18 protein-coding genes are annotated in these 19,475 nt (G+C 35.6%); 14 read left to right on the forward strand and 4 right to left on the reverse strand.

The features are described 5' to 3' along the window. Positions 1–357 precede the first annotated feature (357 nt). The 5 genes from U8D43_RS06700 (at position 358) to U8D43_RS06720 (ending at position 4,419) form a co-directional block, all read left to right on the forward strand. Complete coding sequence (locus U8D43_RS06700) at positions 358–621, forward strand: hypothetical protein (protein ID WP_335870405.1); 264 nt, start codon at positions 358–360, stop codon at positions 619–621. A 59-nt stretch (positions 622–680) separates the two neighbouring features. Then, a complete protein-coding gene (locus U8D43_RS06705) occupies positions 681–815 on the forward strand; it encodes a hypothetical protein (protein ID WP_335870406.1) in 135 nt (44 codons plus the stop codon). A gap of 236 nt (positions 816–1,051) precedes the next feature. Continuing rightward, a complete protein-coding gene (locus U8D43_RS06710) occupies positions 1,052–1,318 on the forward strand; it encodes a phosphocarrier protein HPr (protein ID WP_335870407.1) in 267 nt (88 codons plus the stop codon). Next, entirely contained in the window at positions 1,318–3,039 is a 1,722-nt protein-coding gene (gene ptsP / locus U8D43_RS06715; protein WP_335870408.1) for a phosphoenolpyruvate--protein phosphotransferase, read from the forward strand. The genes U8D43_RS06710 and ptsP overlap by 1 nt, the downstream gene beginning before the upstream one ends. Positions 3,040–3,549: 510 nt before the next feature. Beyond that, positions 3,550–4,419 carry an NAD(P)-dependent oxidoreductase gene (locus tag U8D43_RS06720; RefSeq protein WP_335870409.1) on the forward strand — a complete coding sequence of 290 codons (870 nt, stop codon included), beginning with the start codon at positions 3,550–3,552 and terminating at the stop codon, positions 4,417–4,419. 187 nt (positions 4,420–4,606) lie between these two features. Here the strand turns inward: U8D43_RS06720 and U8D43_RS06725 are convergent, their stop codons facing one another. Further along, positions 4,607–5,761, reverse strand: a complete 1,155-nt coding sequence (locus U8D43_RS06725; protein WP_335870410.1) for an aminotransferase A — start codon at positions 5,759–5,761, stop codon at positions 4,607–4,609. Between the two features lie 109 nt (positions 5,762–5,870). Between U8D43_RS06725 and corA the strand changes: the two genes are divergently transcribed. Both corA and U8D43_RS06735 read left to right on the forward strand, forming a co-directional pair. Further along, on the forward strand, positions 5,871–6,860 hold the full coding sequence (corA, locus tag U8D43_RS06730) for a magnesium/cobalt transporter CorA (protein WP_335870411.1): 990 nt from the start codon (positions 5,871–5,873) through the stop codon (positions 6,858–6,860). Positions 6,861–7,163: 303 nt separating this feature from the next. Then, positions 7,164–8,069 (forward strand): chemotaxis protein, encoded by a 906-nt coding sequence (locus U8D43_RS06735; protein ID WP_335870412.1) that lies wholly within the window; start codon positions 7,164–7,166, stop codon positions 8,067–8,069. Positions 8,070–8,393: 324 nt separating this feature from the next. Here the strand turns inward: U8D43_RS06735 and U8D43_RS06740 are convergent, their stop codons facing one another. Next, the gene (locus U8D43_RS06740; protein ID WP_335870560.1) at positions 8,394–8,813 is read right to left on the reverse strand and encodes a YkyB family protein; all 420 of its coding nucleotides are present in this window, start codon (positions 8,811–8,813) and stop codon (positions 8,394–8,396) included. Positions 8,814–9,264: 451 nt separating this feature from the next. Between U8D43_RS06740 and U8D43_RS06745 the strand changes: the two genes are divergently transcribed. Together U8D43_RS06745 and U8D43_RS06750 are read left to right on the forward strand one after the other, a co-directional pair. Further along, positions 9,265–10,782 (forward strand): Ppx/GppA phosphatase family protein, encoded by a 1,518-nt coding sequence (locus tag U8D43_RS06745; RefSeq protein WP_335870413.1) that lies wholly within the window; start codon positions 9,265–9,267, stop codon positions 10,780–10,782. 53 nt (positions 10,783–10,835) lie between these two features. Next, a complete protein-coding gene (locus U8D43_RS06750; RefSeq protein WP_335870414.1) occupies positions 10,836–12,962 on the forward strand; it encodes an RNA degradosome polyphosphate kinase in 2,127 nt (708 codons plus the stop codon). A gap of 119 nt (positions 12,963–13,081) precedes the next feature. Here U8D43_RS06750 and U8D43_RS06755 read toward each other — a convergent pair whose 3' ends face one another. Further along, positions 13,082–13,315, reverse strand: a complete 234-nt coding sequence (locus U8D43_RS06755; protein ID WP_335870415.1) for a hypothetical protein — start codon at positions 13,313–13,315, stop codon at positions 13,082–13,084. Between the two features lie 568 nt (positions 13,316–13,883). Between U8D43_RS06755 and U8D43_RS06760 the strand changes: the two genes are divergently transcribed. The 4 genes from U8D43_RS06760 to U8D43_RS06775 all read left to right on the forward strand — a co-directional run bounded on the left by U8D43_RS06760 (position 13,884) and on the right by U8D43_RS06775 (position 17,921). Then, positions 13,884–15,980: a sensor domain-containing protein gene (locus tag U8D43_RS06760; RefSeq protein WP_335870416.1), complete on the forward strand. Its 2,097-nt coding sequence runs from the start codon at positions 13,884–13,886 to the stop codon at positions 15,978–15,980. A gap of 396 nt (positions 15,981–16,376) precedes the next feature. After that, positions 16,377–16,592 carry a hypothetical protein gene (locus U8D43_RS06765; RefSeq protein WP_335870417.1) on the forward strand — a complete coding sequence of 72 codons (216 nt, stop codon included), beginning with the start codon at positions 16,377–16,379 and terminating at the stop codon, positions 16,590–16,592. Between the two features lie 237 nt (positions 16,593–16,829). After that, the gene (gene fadH / locus U8D43_RS06770; RefSeq protein WP_335870418.1) at positions 16,830–17,594 is read left to right on the forward strand and encodes a 2,4-dienoyl-CoA reductase; all 765 of its coding nucleotides are present in this window, start codon (positions 16,830–16,832) and stop codon (positions 17,592–17,594) included. A gap of 81 nt (positions 17,595–17,675) precedes the next feature. After that, positions 17,676–17,921, forward strand: coding sequence for a hypothetical protein (locus tag U8D43_RS06775; protein WP_335870419.1), 246 nt, complete (start codon positions 17,676–17,678; stop codon positions 17,919–17,921). Between the two features lie 387 nt (positions 17,922–18,308). Here the strand turns inward: U8D43_RS06775 and U8D43_RS06780 are convergent, their stop codons facing one another. Then, complete coding sequence (locus U8D43_RS06780) at positions 18,309–18,548, reverse strand: glutaredoxin family protein (protein WP_335870420.1); 240 nt, start codon at positions 18,546–18,548, stop codon at positions 18,309–18,311. A 435-nt stretch (positions 18,549–18,983) separates the two neighbouring features. Here U8D43_RS06780 and U8D43_RS06785 point away from each other — a divergent pair, with 435 nt between their 5' ends. Further along, entirely contained in the window at positions 18,984–19,232 is a 249-nt protein-coding gene (locus U8D43_RS06785) for a YkuJ family protein (protein ID WP_335870421.1), read from the forward strand. The last annotated feature ends 243 nt before the right edge of the window (positions 19,233–19,475 follow it).

Genomic DNA, 19,475 nt, shown 5'->3' on the forward strand with positions numbered 1-19,475 from the left:
GCATTCAAATAAAAAGAATGAGTAACAGTGCGGAGCCATACTTCGCTCACAACTGAACTCATTCCCTTGTCCGGTTTTTAGGTTTTGAGAAAAAGAGAGTTGGATTTTCTCTATATAATCACTGTAAATGACGAGGAGCCAAAATTTATCGACCGTCGTTGGATGAATATCACGAGTTTATTTACGTGTTGGCATGATTCTAGTGTCTAATGATGGTAGAGTTTCAATCGTTTCTCAATGACTCTCTTCAATGTTCATTAACAAGAGAGTCACGGAAAAATAGTTCCCCTTTTTGTTCTACTCTAGTAATTCCACTCATATTAATTACTAGATAAAAGAAAGCAAGGGGTGGAAGAAGTGAAGAGTGAGATTGAACAGGCTTTAAGAATAAAAAGCTCAGCCCTAGATGTGATCGAAGTACTTGTAAAAGAAGACCATCCTGCAACACAAGAACAATTAAAGTATGCACTTGAGCTGATGTCGCGATGTTTGTGTGATTTAGTCAATGTATACACGCATGTAAGTGAAGATCATCATGCGGTATTAAAAGGAGCTATCACCAAATCAAAAATTTGCTCCAATCTTATCAACCTCAATTTGAAGGTAACAAAAAAGGTGTAGCGAATGCGCTATACTTTTTTGTAAAGATAAGAAAGTATAAAAATTTTGGAGTTAGATGAGTGTCTAGCTCCAGGCGCCATCAGCTCTACGGTCATAAGCCAATCCGCCCAAAAGGTCAAAGGGCGACCTTTCAGTCGGCTCGTCTTATGCTTGTCGCTGATAAGCGGGCGCCTTGCGCTTTTCTTATTGAGTAGTCAAATATATGGGGAATAGAAAAGTAAGCGATTACAAAAGTGAAATATGTAAACATAAGATGACAACTTTGCGAAATACTAAAAAAAAGCGGGTTTTCTAATTGAATAACAGATAAAAGCATGATATTGTTTTTAATTGAAAAGTACTTCACAAAGTCAGATTAATGAAGAGAGTGTAGAGTCGCTTTTTTAATTTACATGACGTAGTGAAGGATAAAAAAGGAGAGATATTTAATATGACTCAAAAACAATTTACAATTACAGCTGATACAGGCATTCATGCACGTCCCGCAACACTATTAGTTCAAACTGCAAGTAAGTTTGATTCTGAAGTTCACTTAGAGTATAAAGGCAAAAAAGTAAACTTGAAATCCATTATGGGTGTTATGTCTCTTGGGGTTGGAAAAGGCGGAGAAATCACAATTATTACTGAAGGAAATGATGAGCAGGAGGCATTAAATAGTCTAGATGAGACGTTGCGCAAAGAAGGTTTGGCAGAGTAATGTCAACAGTTTTAAAAGGAATTGCCGCTTCTAGCGGGATAGCAATAGCTAAAGCATATCGTCTAGTCGAGCCAAATCTATCTTTTGAAAAAAAGACAGTTGAAAACCCAACAAATGAGGTTGCTCGATTTCAAGAAGCTATATCCACCTCAAAATCAGAGCTAGAAGCCATCAAAGAGGCTGCTAGAATTGATCTTGGAGAGGATAAAGCAGCAATCTTTGAAGCACACTTGCTCGTCTTAAGTGACCCAGAGTTGATTGGACCGATTGAAGATCAAATTAAAAGCCAAAGTATGAACGCGGAAAGTTCATTGAAGGAAACAGCAGATATGTTTATATCTATGTTTGAAAGCATGGATAATGAATACATGAAAGAACGTGCTGCAGATATTCGTGATGTGACGAAGCGTGTTCTCTCTCACTTATTGGGCGTTCAGATTGTCAATCCAAGCATGATTTCCGAAGAAGTGATTGTTGTTGCACAAGATTTAACACCATCGGATACCGCTCAATTAAACAAAAAATTTGTAAAAGGGTTTACAACGGATATCGGTGGACGAACATCTCACTCTGCTATCATGGCTCGTTCATTGGAAATTCCAGCCGTAGTTGGAACAAAAAACGCAACCTCTGAAATCCAAAATGGAGACATCATTATCATCGATGGTTTAAATGGGGAAGTACATATCAACCCGACGGCTGAAATTGTTTCAAAATATGAAGAGATGAACGAAGTATATGAAGGACAAAAAGCAGAGTGGGCGAAGCTGGTCAATGAAAAGACTATTACTGCTGACGGTCATCATGTTGAACTTGCAGCAAATATTGGTACACCGAATGACTTAGAAGGAGTTCAAAACAACGGTGGAGAAGCTGTTGGTTTGTATAGAACTGAATTTCTCTACATGGGTCGTGAAGAGCTACCAACAGAAGACGAACAATTTGAATCCTACAAGGCTGTTCTCGAAGGCATGGCAGGAAAACCGGTTGTGGTCAGAACGTTAGATATTGGTGGAGATAAAGAACTCTCTTATCTAAATTTACCACATGAGATGAATCCTTTCTTAGGCTATCGTGCCATTCGTTTATGTTTAGATCAACAAGATATATTCCGTACACAGCTAAGAGCTTTGTTACGCGCAAGTATTTATGGGAATCTTAAAATCATGTTCCCAATGATTTCAAACTTAGATGAATTTAGACAAGCAAAAGGAATTCTGCAAGAGGAACAACAAAAATTGGTATCTGAAGGGGTTCAAGTTGCAGAAGCAATCGAAGTAGGCATTATGGTAGAAATACCATCTACTGCTGTAATGGCAGATCTCTTTGCTAAAGAAGTCGATTTTTTCAGCATAGGTACCAATGATTTAATCCAATACACGATGGCTGCTGACCGAATGAATGAGCGTATATCTTATTTATATCAACCATACAACCCAGCTATTCTTCGTTTAGTGAAAATGGTCATTGACGCTGCTCATAAAGAGGGGAAATGGACTGGAATGTGTGGAGAAATGGCTGGCGATGAAATTGCCATACCACTTCTACTTGGTCTCGGATTAGATGAATTCTCTATGAGTGCAACTTCTATTTTAAAAGCTCGCTCACAACTACGTGATCTTTCTAAAGTGGAAATGGAAGCTTTGGCTCAGAATGCGTTACAAATGCATACTAATGACGAAGTGATTGCTGAAGTTAAACGTGTGCTTGAAATGGTGTAATAATAACCTAAATATTCGATTAGGAATATTAAGAGCTGAACATGGAAAGTTAAGGCCGAATGGACTAGATCCAGTCGGTCTTACTTTTTGGGCCTTTACCGAAACTTTGTTGCTTTTACCACAAGGTTCTTTTCGTATACATTGTGGCTCTTTCATCTGATTTTTGACTAAGTCTTTCATTCACTGTTGATTTCCATCAAAAACAGACGAAATGATTTTCGGAGCTTTGAGTAAAGCGGGATATAAAGATCCTAGACATAAAAGAAATAATTAATGATTTATTCGGTTTAGGAAGAGAAAAAGAGGGTATTCTATAATTAAGCATAAAATTGGAGATTTTCACGAATCCCCCCTTTTTCCTTCTGTTGAACCTGAGATATCAGGTTCTTTTTTGGTGTATAATAAAGCAGAATAAACGACTAAGATAAGGTCTATATAGCGGTCGAACATTTGCCTGCCACAACTTAGTATTATGCTTTGTCATTTCATTAGTCAGGAAGGATTGTTTTTATGAAGGTGAAAATTGGGTTTATTGGTCTTGGTGTGATGGGAACAAGTATGGCTAGGAATTTATTAAAAGCGGATTATTCAGTGACCGTATTTACTCGAACAAAAGTGAAAGCTGTTCATATTCTAGAAGAGGGAGCGGAATGGGCTGAAACTCCCAATCAAGTGGTTGAAGTGGCCGATGTTGTTATTACGATGCTTGGATTCCCTACGGATGTGCGCGAAATCTATTTAAGTGAAAATGGTCTCATTCCTAATGGTAGAAGGGGTCAAGTGTTTATTGATATGACCACATCAGAGCCTGCCCTTGCTAAAAAGCTTTATACAGAAGGTGAAAAGTATGGGATACATATAGTAGATGCTCCTGTTTCGGGTGGAGATATAGGAGCTAGAAAAGGGACACTCTCTATTATGGTTGGTGGAGAGGAAGAGGTATTTCGCCAAATTTTACCCATTCTTACTGAAATGGGAGAAAAGATTATCTATCAAGGTTCGGCTGGTGCTGGTCAACACACGAAAATGTGTAACCAAATTGCTATTTGTACTAATATGATAGGTGTTTGCGAGGCATTAGTGTACGGAAACAAAGCGGGTTTAGACTTAGATAGAGTGCTTGAAAGTATCTCTACGGGTGCAGCTGGAAGTTGGTCATTATCGAATTTAGCCCCAAGAATACTGAATCAGGATTTTGAACCAGGATTTTATATTAAACATTTTTTGAAAGATTTGCGAATCGCTCTGTATGAAATCAAAATGATGGATATTGAACTGCCAGGATTATCATTAGCAATCGAACTTTATGAAGACCTTTCGAATCAGGGAGAAGAAAATAGTGGAACTCAGGCTCTCTATAAATTTTGGGGAAAAGAATGATTGATAATCCGTAATATAAATGATCCAATTAGTGGAAATGTATTCCTCTAATGAAAATGAGATGAATTATTATCATGAAATTTTTGTTATTACTACTCTGATGGTGTCTAGAATACCAAATGTTTCTATCGAATAGTAAAAATAAACGCAAGAGTGAGATGGTAAATTAAAGCAGTGAGGTATATACTCACTGCTTTAATTTGTTTAAGAAGTCGTGTAGCCGGTTGAGACCTTCTTCTAAGGATTCCATTGAACAAGCAAAACTTAAACGGAAATATCCCTCCCCGTACTGAGGAAAGGCACTTCCCGGGACAACGGCAACTTTTGCCTCCCGAGCAAGTTGTAATGAAAACTGCAATGAGTTTAGTTCAAGGAAGGCTGGTATTTTTACGAAAAAATAAAAAGCACCATCGGGTAATATCGTCTCAAGTTCCATGTCAATTAATCGCTGATAAACATAATCACGACGCAAGCGATACGTGTTTCGCATCTGGTGACTGTCAGCTTGATTTGAGGATAAAGCCTTCAATGCTGCTTTTTGAGAAATTGATGACGCACACGAAACATTGTACTGATGAACTTTTAGAATATGTTTAGTGATCTTTTCTGGTGCTAAAACGAAACCAATTCGCCAACCGGTCATACTATGTGATTTTGATAACCCATTAATGACAATGGTCTGTTCCTTCAAAAACGAAGCAATGGATACATGAGCAGTATCATAAGATAGCGTACTATATATTTCATCTGCCAAAATAAAGATATCACGCCCTTTCAATAAGTCTGCTATGTCTATTAATTCTTGTCTAGATAGACTCACTCCGGTTGGGTTAGAAGGATAAGGAAGAACTACACAGCGAGTTTTCTCTGTTAAGGATTTTTCAATTAATGATGCTGTTAATTTAAATGAATGTTTACTTGTATCTACGTAAACAGGCGTTGCTTCGCATAATCGGATTAAAGGCTCATAACCTGGATAGACGGGTCCTGGGAGAACCACTTCCGTACCAGGCGACAAAATTGTTCGAAAACTAGCGTCTATTGCTTGTGAGGCTCCTGATGTGACAATGATTTCATCAGGAGAATAGTTAAGCTGGTATTTGTCACAAAAATAATCAACTGCTTTATTTCTTAAGTCTAAGTATCCAGCGTTATGCGTATAGGTAGTATCATTATTTTGAATGGCAGAAATTCCAGCGGCCTTCACTTCTTCAGGTGTGGGGAAGTCTGGTTGTCCAATTGAAAAAGAGATCATACCCTCCATATTTGCAACGAGATTAAAGAATTGGCGAATACCGGAAAGTTCGATTGATTGAACTTGTGAGTTGATAAGGTGTTCCATTAAATTCATCCTTTCAAAGATCATTAGTACTATTTTAACGTAAACAGGGTTAAGAGGAGAAGAGATGGGATAAATATAATTAACCTTCCATTAAGGAGATAAATAAAAAATGATTAGAACTTGTGTAATCAAAAAGAACGGTAAGGCAATAAAGGAGGTCCCGTTACATGCCGTCAATGATGAGGATGTAGCATGGTATTGGGTTGATTTTACCTCTCCTACAACTCAAGAGATAAAAGAATTGTCTCGCTTTTTTCAATTTCACCCTTTAGCGATTGAAGACTGTATCGAAGATTTTAGTCCACGACCGAAAATCGATTTTTACGATCAGTATAATTTCTTATTGCTACATGGAGTGAATCAATCAACATTAGGTGCATTTGAAGTGAATATATTTGTTAACGAACGATTTATCGTCACATTTCATAAAAAGCCAGTAAATGAAGTAAGCAATCTATGGAATCAATTAGAACATGAAGTTTACAAATACTCTCCATATAACATTATGCATTCAATCATTGATAAGTTGGTAGATGATTATTTTTCGCCTGTTTACAAAATAGAGGATCGTCTAAATGCGATAGAAGATCATACTGATGAAAATGCCTCATATGACTTAATGGATGATTTATTTGATGTACGTCATGAAATGTCTAAGCTTCGCCGCTCCCTTATTCCGATGAGAGATTTAGTTTACCGAATATTAAATTCTGAACGTCTTCGTTTTTTAAAAGATGAAGAATTATATTTTAATGATGTTTATGATCACCTTATCAAACTGGTGGAGATGGTAGAATCCTATCGAGAATTTTCTTCGGATATTCGTGATAACTATTTATCAATTAATTCAGACAAAATGAACAATATTATGATGACTTTAACTGTTATGACGACCATTTTTATGCCTCTTACTTTTATTGTAGGGGTTTATGGGATGAACTTTGTCTATATGCCTGAATTAAATACACGGTATGGGTATTTTTTTGTTTGGGGCTTAATGATAGGAATTGCCATTTTAATGTTTAGTTTATTTATGAAAGTGGGCTGGCTACGATTTGGTCGCTCAAGGAAACAAAAAAGAAGGTCTATTAAGCTTTAATGTAAAAAAAGTGATTGTGAAAACTGGTTGTTTTCACAAATGATGTTGCTTTAGTTGCTGAATAAGTACTGTGAAAAAGAAGGGTTTAAGGTGTTTTTCATATTTGAGTGGGCGAATTCAACGGCTGACTCTTTCCTTTTTTGCACAAATTTAAGTGCATTTTTAAGACCAGTAATAACACACTTCTTCAGGGAAGAAACAGATCTGATTGTTTGTTTTTTTTATTAATACCAGAAAAGATGTCTATAGTGCTGTCAATACGTGCTATATTATAAGAAATTAGAGAGAAAGTAGGGAAAATAAATGTCTCATGATAAAGGAATTCTCCTAGAATCTGGCACGAACGAATTAGAAATTGTTGAATTTGAAGTGAATGATAATAAATTTGGTATCAATGTTATTAAAGTGAAAGAAATTATCCAGCCGTTGCCGGTAACAAAAATTCCTCATTCACATTCGTACGTTGAAGGAATTATACAATTGCGAGGCGAGGTTCTTCCGGTCATTGATATGGAAAAGGTTCTTGGGTTAGAGAGAGCTGAAAAGCAAGAACAACAAAAATATATTGTTGCACAATTCAATCAACAAAAAGTGGTGTTTCATGTTCATAATGTCACTCAAATCCATCGAATTTCTTGGAAAGATATTGAGAAACCATCTGATATGTACCATGCTGGAAATACGAAAATAATTGGTGTAGTCAATCAAAATGAGGAGATGATTCTGTTATTAGATTTTGAAAGTATTTTAGTAGAAATCAATCCTGAGTCAGGTATACATATAAATCAAGTGAAAAAACTAGGATCTCGTGAACGATCAAATAAAAAATTGGTAATAGCTGAAGATTCCCCTTTGCTAAGGAAATTACTTCACGACACTCTTAATGAAGCGGGATATATGAATCTTGAGTTTTTTGAAAACGGTCAAGATGCACTCAATTATTTAGAATCTCGTACTTCAGAACCTGGAGATATTGCTGAGAAAGTCCAAATTGTCATTACAGATATCGAAATGCCGCAAATGGATGGTCATCATTTGACAAAGAGAATAAAAGAAAATAATGATTTAGCAAAATTACCAATCATCATTTTTTCATCATTAATTACAGAGGACCTTCGCCACAAAGGGGAAATAGTGGGGGCGCAAGAACAAATCAGTAAACCAGAGATCGAGAGATTAGTCTTGAAAATTGATGAATTAATATTGTAAATAAACGTGATTTCGTATCCCTTTTGCTGGTAATGCTTAAAATATGAGATAATCACGATATTCAGGATTAAGAGATAGGTGTGGGATGGAAAAATGTACAGAAATCTATTCAATCACTAGGTTGAATAGCAATTCGAAAAGTAAATTAAATAAAAAAGGAGTGTACATAGTTTTTTACTTGCACACTCCTTTTATTATTTGGCGGTTTTCGCAAAGGAGTAAATTCCTTTGCTGATATGACATCGTGCCCCTGTTCTAGCGAGAAAACCTTACTGCTAGTTTATTCTTTGTGACAGAATCAACAAAGCTAATAAAAAGAACTTTTTAAAAAAAGCTATCGCCTAATTTTTTGAAAATAGGTTTTTCGTAACCTTTGTTCGCCCGTGGAATATGAGTGGTTTCTTCCTTCAATCCTGTATAATTTTGTAGGGTCTTTTTAGCATCAGTTAGACTCATACGACATTTTGGATTTCGAGTGTGCTCATCAAGATGGCCTAAATGAGGCAATGAATTGAAATCTTCTTTAGAAGGAGGAATGTGAAAAGTATACTCGCCACATCTTACTAAAACATCAGATTGTTGGCGACTGAATTTAGGGTTCTGAGAGAAGTGGAGACCAATTTTCGAGGCGCAGCCTTCTTTAAGCATTTTATGAATAGCTTGTTTTTTTAATGCATATAAAAATTTAGGATTAGGAGCGGTTTTTGCATGTCGATTGACCGTGAAAATAGACTGTGCAATCATTAGTTTTGTTTGTGATTTAGTATGGGGAATTAAATCAGAATTTTTCAAATTGTTGACTCCTTTCTCAAATTATCATTACCTATTATACCATTTTTCTGATAATAAAAAAAGATTCGTGGAAAAGCCTTTTTTAATCCTCGGAAATCGGGGTATAGTAAAAGTAAACATCGGTTTGTAAAGCCATTTTGAAAACTTAATGGCTACAGCATCTTTACAGCTAAAGCGTGGTCTATCTTTGGTAGAAAACGCATTTTAGTTTTTATGAAAGTCTCTATTGTGATACTTTGTGGCTGTGTCCTGAAGAAAGAATAGAATTTCTCTTTTTTTCACTCATCGTGTGTAAAAAATGATTTTGAAGGGAACCCGGAAGTCTACCCATAACGAGATTTATGGACAGATGCGAAAACAACCTGAAGAAAAGATGGAAAATACAAAAATAGGATGATGAGAGTTGAATAAATCAGCAATTGTAGATATTGGGTCAAATACTATCAGATTAGTGATTTATGAATATAGTCCAAATGGCAGCCTAAAAGAAAAAGAGAATGTGAAAGCTGTGGCTCGCCTCAGAACCTACTTAGACGAACAAAACAACTTAACGGAAAAAGGGAAATCGGTTCTCATATCTATTTTATTCAGTTTTAAGGATGTCATTCAATTTCATGGAGTAGAAACAGTCCGTTGTGTGGCTACTGCAACTATACGTCAAGCCGTGAACGCTGATGAAATTGTGAAAGAAATAAGAAGGAAGACGGGTTTCACTATTGAAATTCTTTCAGAGGAAGAGGAGGCTTATTTTGGATTTAAAGCAGCCGTCCATTCTACTTCTATGGTCGAGGGAATTAGTATTGACATTGGTGGAGGGAGTACTGAAATTACATATTTTAAAGACAAAGTGCTCGTTCATACACATAGTTATCCCTTTGGGGTTGTTTCATTAAAACATCAGTTTATTAAAGGTAACCAGATTGGGCACTCAGAAAGAGAATGTCTTCAAGATTTTTTGATTTCACAATTTAATCAACTTCCATGGTTGAGGGACGCTAATGTGAAAATAGTGGCCATCGGTGGAAGTGCTAGAAATGTAGCCCAAATTGATCAGCAAAAAAAGAATTATCCCATTGCTGGTGTACATCAATACGAGATGAATCTTGAAGATATTGGAACGATTAGAGATGAGATATGCTCGCTCACTTATGACGAAATTGAAAAAATAGAAGGTTTGACAAGAGATCGAGCAGACATTATTATTCCAGCCATTGAAGTTTTTTATCAACTTTTTTCATATAGTAGCGCAACCAGTTTTTTATTCAGTCGAAACGGACTTCGTGATGGACTATTAATTGAAGAAAATGAAGACAATATTTCAAATGATAAAATCGAGGAATCTAGTATAAAGGAGCTGGCATATGAATATAGTTTAGATTACAAACACGGTGAGCAAATGGTTTTTTTAACAAGAAAACTGTGGGAAGAACTTGCAAAAGAAGGATATTGGGACTGGGATGAAGAAGACAGTAACATCCTTCAAAGAGCAGCATTTTTATATTACTTAGGCGAGTATATTGATTCTGATTCAAGCTCACAGCATACTTTCTATATCTTAGCCAATAGAAGCATTAACGGTTTTTCTCATAAAAAAAGAGTACAACTTGCATTATTATCCTCTTTTAAAAATAAGTCCACTTTAAAACAATATTTAGAGCCGTTTGAAAAATGGTTTGAGAAAGATGAAATAAAAAAATTAAAAGGGTATGGACCTATATTAAAAACAGCTTATAGTTTAAATGCCACCAAACGAAATGTTGTTAAGGACTTGTGTATCAAGAAAACACTGGAAGGCGACATGCTTTTAACCATTTACACCAAGGGGGATTTATTGGCGGAAAAATACCAATTCGAAAAACAAAAACGTCATTTAGAGAAGTTTCTGAAATGTAGTATTACTCTCGATGTTATCACTACTTAGCATTCTTGGAATATCAATGGAGTTAATCCCAATTTGATAAAGAAGGTGAAAAAATGGAAACGGAAAAACTTACTCCTATCAATCTATATGATTTTTCTTTACCAGAATATTATAATAATAGAGAATTAAGTTGGCTTGCTTTTAATGAAAGAGTGTTGGAGGAAGCATTAGACGAGCATAATCCCCTTCTTGAAAAAATGAAGTTTTTAGCCATTTTTAGTAGTAATTTAGATGAGTTTTTTATGGTTAGAGTGGCTGGTCTCAAAGATCAAGTCAAGGCAAATTTTTATAAACCCGAAAATAAAGCAGGCTTGACACCGAAACAACAACTCGAAACAATCAGTGAAAAGAATCATGAGTTAGTTCAATTGCAAAATGAAACGTTTACTATGGAAATTATGTCTTCATTGCAAAAAGAGGGCGTCTTTTTAATAAAGAAAGAAGAGTTAAACGGTCGTCAAAAAGAGTATGTGAGAACATATTTTGAAGAACAAATCTATCCGGTTCTTACACCAATGGCAGTTGATGCTTATCGACCTTTTCCTATGCTTTTAAATAAAAGCTTAAATATTGTGGTTATTTTAAAAGACAAAAATGCCAATCATGTTGAAAAGCTCCCTCAGTCAAAGGTAGCGATTGTTCAAGTACCTTCTGTATTGAAACGATATGTTCGTCTCCCTTCAGAGGATGGAAGAAACTTTTACATTTTGCTTGAGGATGTGATACAAGAACAAATTTCACTTGTTTTTAACGGCTTTGAGGTTCTGTCTACCTGCCCTTTCCGTATTACACGGAATGCAGATATGACGATACATGAAGAAGGAGCTCGTGATCTTTTATTAGAGATTGAAAAAGAACTTAAAAAAAGAAAATGGGGCTCTGCTGTTCGACTAGAAGTGAGCGAGGAGATTGACTCAAAGGTTCTTGGCTATTTACTTGAAGAATTAGAGGTACACAAAGATGATGTATATGAAATTAATGGTCCGCTAGACTTAACGTTCTTGTTTTCCTTTCTAAAAGAACTAATGCCTCAGAGGGAACATTTAGCCTACCAAGCGTTTATTCCACAACCTCCTATGGATTTGTCTTCACATGAAGACTTATTCGAAAAATGTTTACTCGAAGATTTACTCTTTCACCACCCCTATGAATCGTTTGAACCAATAGTAGATTTTGTTGCAGATGCAGCAAATGATCCTGATGTATTGGCGATTAAACAAACCTTATACAGAGTAAGTGGTGATTCTCCTGTTATTGAAGCACTGAAGAGAGCGGCTGAAAATGGCAAACAAGTGACCGTACTGGTTGAATTAAAAGCTCGATTTGATGAAGAAAATAATGTTCAATGGGCGAAAGAACTAGAAAAAGCAGGATGTCATGTAATTTATGGTATGACGTATCTAAAAACACATAGTAAAATCACTTTAGTAGTAAGAAGAAAAAACGGACATATTGAACGATTCGTTCACCTAGGTACAGGTAATTATAATGATCAAACGGCAAAACTATATACAGATATTGGTTTGATTACTTCGAAGAGGAAATTCGGTATCGATGCTACAAATTTTTTTAATTACTTAAGCGGGTTTAGTGAAAAGCCGTCTTTCCATCACTTGGTTGTCGCTCCTTTTGACATTCGAAATGAATTTATCAATTTAATTGACGCAGAAATTGAAGTTCATCATAAGTATGGAAATGGTCGGATTGTGTGTAAAATGAATTCACTAACGGATAAAGTGCTTATTATGAAACTATATGAAGCATCCTCAGTTGGTGTAAAGGTTGATTTAATAATAAGAGGTATTTGTTGTTTGCGTCCAGGTATCACCAATGTTAGTGAAAATATCCGGGTCATAAGTATTGTCGGTCGATTTCTAGAACACAGTAGAATTTATTACTTTCACCATAATGGTGAAGGGAAAATGTATTTATCCTCAGCCGATATGATGACACGAAATATGGTAAAACGAGTTGAAATTTTATTTCCTATATTTGATGGAAGATTAAAAAAACGACTAAAAAACTTATTAGAATTAGAACTGAGAAATAATGTGAAATCAAGAGAGCAAGACGCAACTGGTAAATATTATTACGTGAAACGAAGCAAAGGCGAAGAAGCTGTCGATAGCCAATTTGAAACATCAAAGGAATCGTATCAATTATTGGAAGATGAAGAATAAGGAAAGTGAAGTACACCGAAAGCTTGACATGAAAACCTCTAAAAAATTCAAGATTTCTTACGTTTATTAAAAGGGCTCTCGTTGGAGGGCCCTTTTTAAATTCAAAAACAAAGAGGTTACTATGGTCTACCACCGTAGGGAGACGGGTAGTAGGGAGGTGGGTAGTAAGGAGGGTAAGGAGGTGGATAGTATGGATAGGGAGGGCAACATGGTCGATTGAATAAAAATGGACTAACAGCTAATCCACCTAAAAATCCTAGAGCACCAAATGCTAACGGGAAAAACCTTTGATCATTAGGATGGGGCCCGGGCTGACGATAGTGAACTGGATAATTTGGAAAGCGACGATACATAAAAGCAGACTACCTCCTTTCTTTATAGTAACAGTGTATGGCTGGCAAACGTGCTTGCGCCTGTCCGAGATCATGATGGGCAAAGATTCAAGTTATTCAATCTAATCCTCGCTGGTACTACATTCTAGTAGGGACAAAATAAATTTGTAGACGAAAAGGTGACCTAAATCCATCCTTTATATGAAAAAAACTACTGCGAAAATCCACAAACTATGCGAAAACAACCTTATGGAAACAGTTATAATAGCAGAAAAGCATTCTGAAACGTCTGCCTATGTTCTCTATTCAGGGGGAATAAAGCGAAAATAAAATAAATGAATATAAATAAATTTGTGAAAGGATCTAGAGGAAATGTGTAGGGTGTTATAAAAAATAGAAAAGAGTAGATGAATTAATGAAGAATAATCAAAAATGATGTCGGTATTTGCCAGAAAAACACACAATGCATAAATGATTTTTGGTAAAATAGAAGATAAGAAAGAATAATTTAAATTTTGCATAGTTATCATTGATCAATGGTTTTAATATAAAATTGATTTTATTTTTAGAAAGGTAATGGTTTTAGCTTATGGATGAACAACTGCTAGAAAAAAAAGAAACAACTTTTACATCATCGCACCTTGAAAGCATCCTTTACCAAATGATTAACGATCATATATCTGATATGGTTTTTATTATGAAAGTAGAGTCTGGACCTACATATCGGTATGTGTATGCGAACACAAGGGGTTTACAAGCGGCTGGAATTGATGAGACCGCTTTAGGTCAGTTGATGAATAAACAATTATCTAGTGAATTATATGAAATCCTTCACAAAATGTATGATAATGTTCTTCATAGCAAGAAGAAAAGGGTATTTTTTGATGAAGTATACAGCCATGAAAAGGACCAAATAACTTACAATGAATCCGTTCTGACTCCAATATTTACCGATAAAGGTAAGGTTGATTACATTGTTTCAATTACAAGAGACTTCACGGCTCTTGTGCAAGAAAAGCAAAAACTTGAAGAAAGTAACCAAAAATTCCATTCTTTAATCGAACATAACTTGGATGCTATTATTTCTCTAGACCAAGTTGGAGTAGTAATAAGTGCAAATTCTTCAGCTATTCAACTGTTTGAATCTTCACCAAAAAAGATGTCTGAAATGAACATTTTTGATTTTTTTCAAAAGCAAGATAGATCGTTAGTTCTAAAAACAATCTCTGAGACGTTAAAAGGCAAGGCAAGGGAGATTAAATCGTGCACAATATTAAATAGGCGAGGTATCAGCATGACCATTCATGCAAAGTTCATTCCTATTATTATTGAAGATGATGTTTGTGGTATTTATATGATTGCGCGTGACTTGACACAGCAATGGGAAAACCTTGAGAAAATAAAATACCTATCTGTTCATGACCAATTAACTGGTTTATGGAATCGGCGAGCTCTTCTTGAGCATATCGATGTATCTATTTTGGAGAATAAAGATGAAAAAAGTGAGTTATCAGTGTTGTATATTGACCTAGATCGTTTCAAATTTTTTAATGATACACTAGGTCATCACTCAGGTGATCTAATTCTAGTCAGCCTTGCAGAACGCTTGAGCTCGCTAACAAGTGGCAGTGCTCAGCTTTATCGTCAAGGTGGTGATGAATTTATCTTCTTTTTGAAAAATCACACAAAGCAAGAGACGGACCGATTTGCTCAGAAAATAGTGAATCTCTTTAATCATCCTCTGTTAATAAAGGGGCAAGAATACTATATGACGCCATCGATTGGCATCAGTATGTACCCCACTAATGGATTAAATGCAGAAAGTTTAATAAAAAATGCAGATCAAGCTCTATTTCAAGTGAAGGAAAGAGGTCGTGCCCACTATCGTTTTTATCAAAGTAAGATGCATGATGTTTTTCCAAATAATATCTTAATGGAAGCCCATTTAAAAAGAGCGATTGAAAAAAATGAATTGAAACTACATTATCAACCTCAAATAAATCTTATAACAGGGGAAATAAATAGTTTGGAAGGGTTATTGCGTTGGAATAATCAAAAATTTGGTGTAGTATCACCAGGTTTGTTCATTCAATTAGCAGAAGAAACGGGCCTTATTTTACCAATTGGAGAATGGGTCATTAACCATGCATGTGCTCAACTCGGACACTGGATAAAGAAAGGGATAAACAATCTCCGAGTTGCGATTAATATTTCCCCGAAGCAGTTTGGGCAAGAGCAATTACCAGAAATTATTCAAAAAGCTTTATTGGAAAATAACGTTCCAGCTCACTGTCTTGAAATTGAAATTACTGAAGGCGCTTTGTTTGACCCTCGTGAAACCCTGTCAATGCTGCAAAGGTTAAAAGAGTTAGGTATTATCATATCGGTCGATGATTTTGGAACAGGTTATTCATCATTAAATTATTTGAAAAGGTTCCCGATTGACATATTGAAGATTGATCAATCTTTTGTAAAAGACATGATTCATGGTTCCAAGGACGCAGCTATTGCACAAACCATCATCAAACTTGCTCATAGTTTAGGAATGGAAGTTGTAGCAGAAGGTGTAGAACATGAGGAGCAAGCGAATTTGCTAAAAGAGTCGCATTGTGAGAAAGCACAAGGTTTTTTATATAGCCAAGCTGTTAGTGCAGAGGAAATCGAGAAATATTTACTTGTAAGGTGATCAGAAAATCGTTTCTTCAGAAAGACAACTCTTTTGTTTAGAGAGTTGTCTTTTAAAGAAGGCTGTATTCGCAAAGTTTGTGGCTTTTCATATCCATTAAAAATCTAGGATATAACTTTGTTTAGGGCGTCATATCGTATGTTTTGACTGAAATAAACAGGGTAATGGAATATTTAGTCAAAAAAACCAGGTGAATTAGCTACAATGTATACCAAAAAAGCCTAAAAGAAAGAGGTATGAAGGATGTCAAGTATAATATTTCTTCAACTAGTAGCAAATTAGACAAAAGTAAATGAAATTGTAATATACCATTCTTTATAGTATGATTAATTTCAATTTCATAAATAAAATAAATTGGAATATAGATATAATCATAATGTAATAAGGGGGGAGAACGTGAAGAATAATCATTTTGAAATGGTCATCCTTCCAACAGATTACGGTGATATTAAAGTGTTTATTTATGGTTTCCAGCCGTTTGGAGCATGGGGCCATGTTGTAGCGCAATATAAAGGAAGCACCGTTACTTCAAAGGGATACAATCGCAGACGGACTATAATTAGATCATTATCGATGCTGCATCATTCCCTTGTGAATGAAGGCGAAGTTTGAACACCTGTTTTCAAAAGGTGTTTTTTATTTTGTCTGAAACGTAGATGTAATTCTTTTTTGGACTTAAAAGAAGGACGAATCCGTCATTCAATAGACAAAGATTCTAGTTTTATTGAACCTAAAATTTTAGTAATAGAAAAAAATAAATAAGTTTCGATAGAAGGAGTGTTGTATGCAGGAAATCTGTGGTAAAATAATGACTGAATATTCATTCATTAATTCAGGAGGAGATTTTTGATGGAGGATAAAGTTGTTATTGTTACAGGTGGATCAAGTGGAATGGGAAAGTATATGGCCAAGAAATTTGCTGATGAAAATTGGAATGTATTAATTACGGGTCGAAACAAAGAAAGATTAGAAGAAGCAAGGAATGAAATTCAAAAAGATAAAGGCAGAATAGAAGTGTTTCAAATGGATGTGCGCGAAGAAGAACATATTGATGGAATGGTCCAATACGCTCACGAAACTTTCGGGCGAATTGATTCTTTAGTGAATAATGCAGCTGGAAACTTTATTTGTCCAGCAGATAAATTATCATTTAATGGTTGGAATTCTGTCATCAATATCGTTTTGAATGGTACTTTTTATTGTTCAAGTAAGGTAGGACAATACTGGATTGAGAAAGGAATTAAAGGCAGTATCATCAATATGGTGGCAACTTACGCATGGAATGCAGGAGCGGGAGTGGCACATTCTGCAGCTGCAAAAGCAGGTGTATTGTCTTTGACAAGAACACTTGCAGTGGAGTGGGGTCATCAGTATGGAATACGAGTCAATGCTATCGCTCCTGGGCCGATCGAAAAAACAGGTGGGGCAGAAAAACTATGGGTATCAGAAGAAGCTGCCAAAAGAACGATTGATAGTGTCCCACTAAAACGACTTGGTCAACCGGAAGAAATTGCAGAACTAGCCTTTTTTCTTTTATCTGATAAAGCGGGTTATATTAATGGTGACTGTATTACTATGGACGGGGGTCAATGGTTAAATCGCTTTCCATTTTAAGCTGATTACTTAGATTAATCGGAGATATTGGATTGAATGTATAACCTTTTGTTTTATGAGGCATCGTAAGAGAAACCGGATTTGAAAGGTGATATGATGAGTACGTTTATAATGGTTCTTTCACTTATTGTGGTCGTTCTTTTATTGGTTTCACTTGGGTATACTTTTTTTGTTGCGAAAACACAAAAAGAGTTAAAAGGGGAACAGGATATCTCAATCTCTGATGAAGTAAAGAGGCACCCTTATATGGGAAATCCAATATTTTTAGCCATGGGGATTGCTGCTATCCTAATTGTTCTCTACATTATTTATATGATGGTTCAATAAGGACTCCTAACTGTGGAGTCCTTTTTGTAAGGTTGATTTCGCACAGTTTGTGACTTTTTTTCAGTTTATTATCTATGATAAAGCTTTGTTTTGGGGCATAATTTCTCTATTTTTGATGGAAACCAACATCGAGATGAAGGGAATAATCAAAACTTAATTGAAATTACCTCAATGTAAACGTAAGGTTGATTTCGCCAAGTTTGTTGCTTTTCGAACCAGTCTATAAACGCTGATATTGCTTTGTTTCGAGAATAATTTCGTCTATTTTTGATAGAAATCAACAGTGAAATGGGCGATTTCCATCGAAAATCAGATGAAATAGCCACAATGTATACGTAAAGAGCCGTAAAAGAGAGCTTGAAATAAAAAAATAGAAAGGAAAAAATTTTATTCTTCAAGTTCAAGTGCTGTGTTAAGTGCGTCCAAGTTAAAACCAGTGATTGTAGTTTGGTTCACGATTACAGTAGGTGTCGAATATGATTGATATTTTTCGATTAATTCTTTTTTTGCGTTAGCATCTTTTTTTATGTTTTTTTCAATATAGGTAATATTTCTATCTTGTAAAAAAAGTTTCACGATTTCACATGGAGGGCAATCAGGCTGTGTGTAGAGAATAATTTGATTCAATTCTTTTCCCTTCTTTCCGATTTTCTATGGGTGAATACAGGTGAAATAACCGAAGCTGTGCTATTATTATAAAGGGAGATTTCTTATTTGAGAAGTGCATTGCTTTTACAATTGGTCTCTTTTCGTAACCTTTATGGCTAGTTACATTAAAAATGTGAGATAATTGTCGATTTAGTCGTACTCTGCACGTGAAATGCTTATGAAAAACTACAAAGTCTATCTTTATCACCAACTACGGAGTAATGCAATCAGCGACATTTTTTACGAAAACAGCCTACTTTTAGAAGAATCAAAACATTTCTTATTAAGAGGAAGCCCTGTTATAAACAATGAAGGTATGATATAGTGTCTAAGGCTTATCTATTGTTTAAAGGATAAAAAAAACGTAAACGTAAATGCTAAAATAAGATTTAAGAAACGAAAGGAGATAGGATTATGTCTCAATTAATGGGAATTATTCAAAGATTAAAAACGATGCAAGAAACACAAGAAAACGGTGAAGTTCCTCAACGTTTCTTCGAAATCAATGGTAAAAAACTATGTCAAGTGAAGTATTTCCCAACAACGGATACTTTTGAATTAGAAGTCTACTTAGCAGATAAGAAATCTAATAAGTATCCATTTGATGATATCGATATTACGGCAATAGAAATTTTTGAACTTTTACAAGAAGAAAGTAGCTAAAGAGCCTTGGGCTCTTTAGCTATTTTTTACATGGGAAGAGATTTTTGGGGAGTTAGAAATGTGTCCAGCTGCAGGCACCATCGGCACGAGGTCATAAGCCAATCCGTCCAAAAGGTCAAAGAGCAACCTTTCCGCCGGCTCGTCTTATGCATGTTGCCGATGAACGGTGCCTTCCGCCTTTCATGTGTCCAGCTGCAGGCACCACCGGCACGAGGTCATAAGCCAATCCGTCCAAAAGGTCAA

The sequence above is a fragment of the Bacillus sp. 2205SS5-2 genome (genome assembly GCF_037024155.1).
GTDB lineage: Bacteria > Bacillota > Bacilli > Bacillales > Bacillaceae_K > Bacillus_CI.

Bases quoted from the DNA above. Each gene is read 5' to 3' on its own strand.
- U8D43_RS06710 (WP_335870407.1), top strand. From the start codon at position 1,052: ATGACTCAAAAACAATTTACAATTACAGCTGATACAGGCATTCATGCA.
- U8D43_RS06755 (WP_335870415.1), bottom strand. From the start codon at position 13,315: ATGTATCGTCGCTTTCCAAATTATCCAGTTCACTATCGTCAGCCCGGG.
- ptsP (WP_335870408.1), top strand. From the start codon at position 1,318: ATGTCAACAGTTTTAAAAGGAATTGCCGCTTCTAGCGGGATAGCAATA.
- U8D43_RS06785 (WP_335870421.1), top strand. From the start codon at position 18,984: ATGTCTCAATTAATGGGAATTATTCAAAGATTAAAAACGATGCAAGAA.
- U8D43_RS06720 (WP_335870409.1), top strand. From the start codon at position 3,550: ATGAAGGTGAAAATTGGGTTTATTGGTCTTGGTGTGATGGGAACAAGT.
- fadH (WP_335870418.1), top strand. From the start codon at position 16,830: ATGGAGGATAAAGTTGTTATTGTTACAGGTGGATCAAGTGGAATGGGA.
- U8D43_RS06740 (WP_335870560.1), bottom strand. From the start codon at position 8,813: ATGATTGCACAGTCTATTTTCACGGTCAATCGACATGCAAAAACCGCT.
- U8D43_RS06760 (WP_335870416.1), top strand. From the start codon at position 13,884: ATGGATGAACAACTGCTAGAAAAAAAAGAAACAACTTTTACATCATCG.
- U8D43_RS06750 (WP_335870414.1), top strand. From the start codon at position 10,836: ATGGAAACGGAAAAACTTACTCCTATCAATCTATATGATTTTTCTTTA.
- U8D43_RS06735 (WP_335870412.1), top strand. From the start codon at position 7,164: ATGTCTCATGATAAAGGAATTCTCCTAGAATCTGGCACGAACGAATTA.
- corA (WP_335870411.1), top strand. From the start codon at position 5,871: ATGATTAGAACTTGTGTAATCAAAAAGAACGGTAAGGCAATAAAGGAG.
- U8D43_RS06725 (WP_335870410.1), bottom strand. From the start codon at position 5,761: ATGGAACACCTTATCAACTCACAAGTTCAATCAATCGAACTTTCCGGT.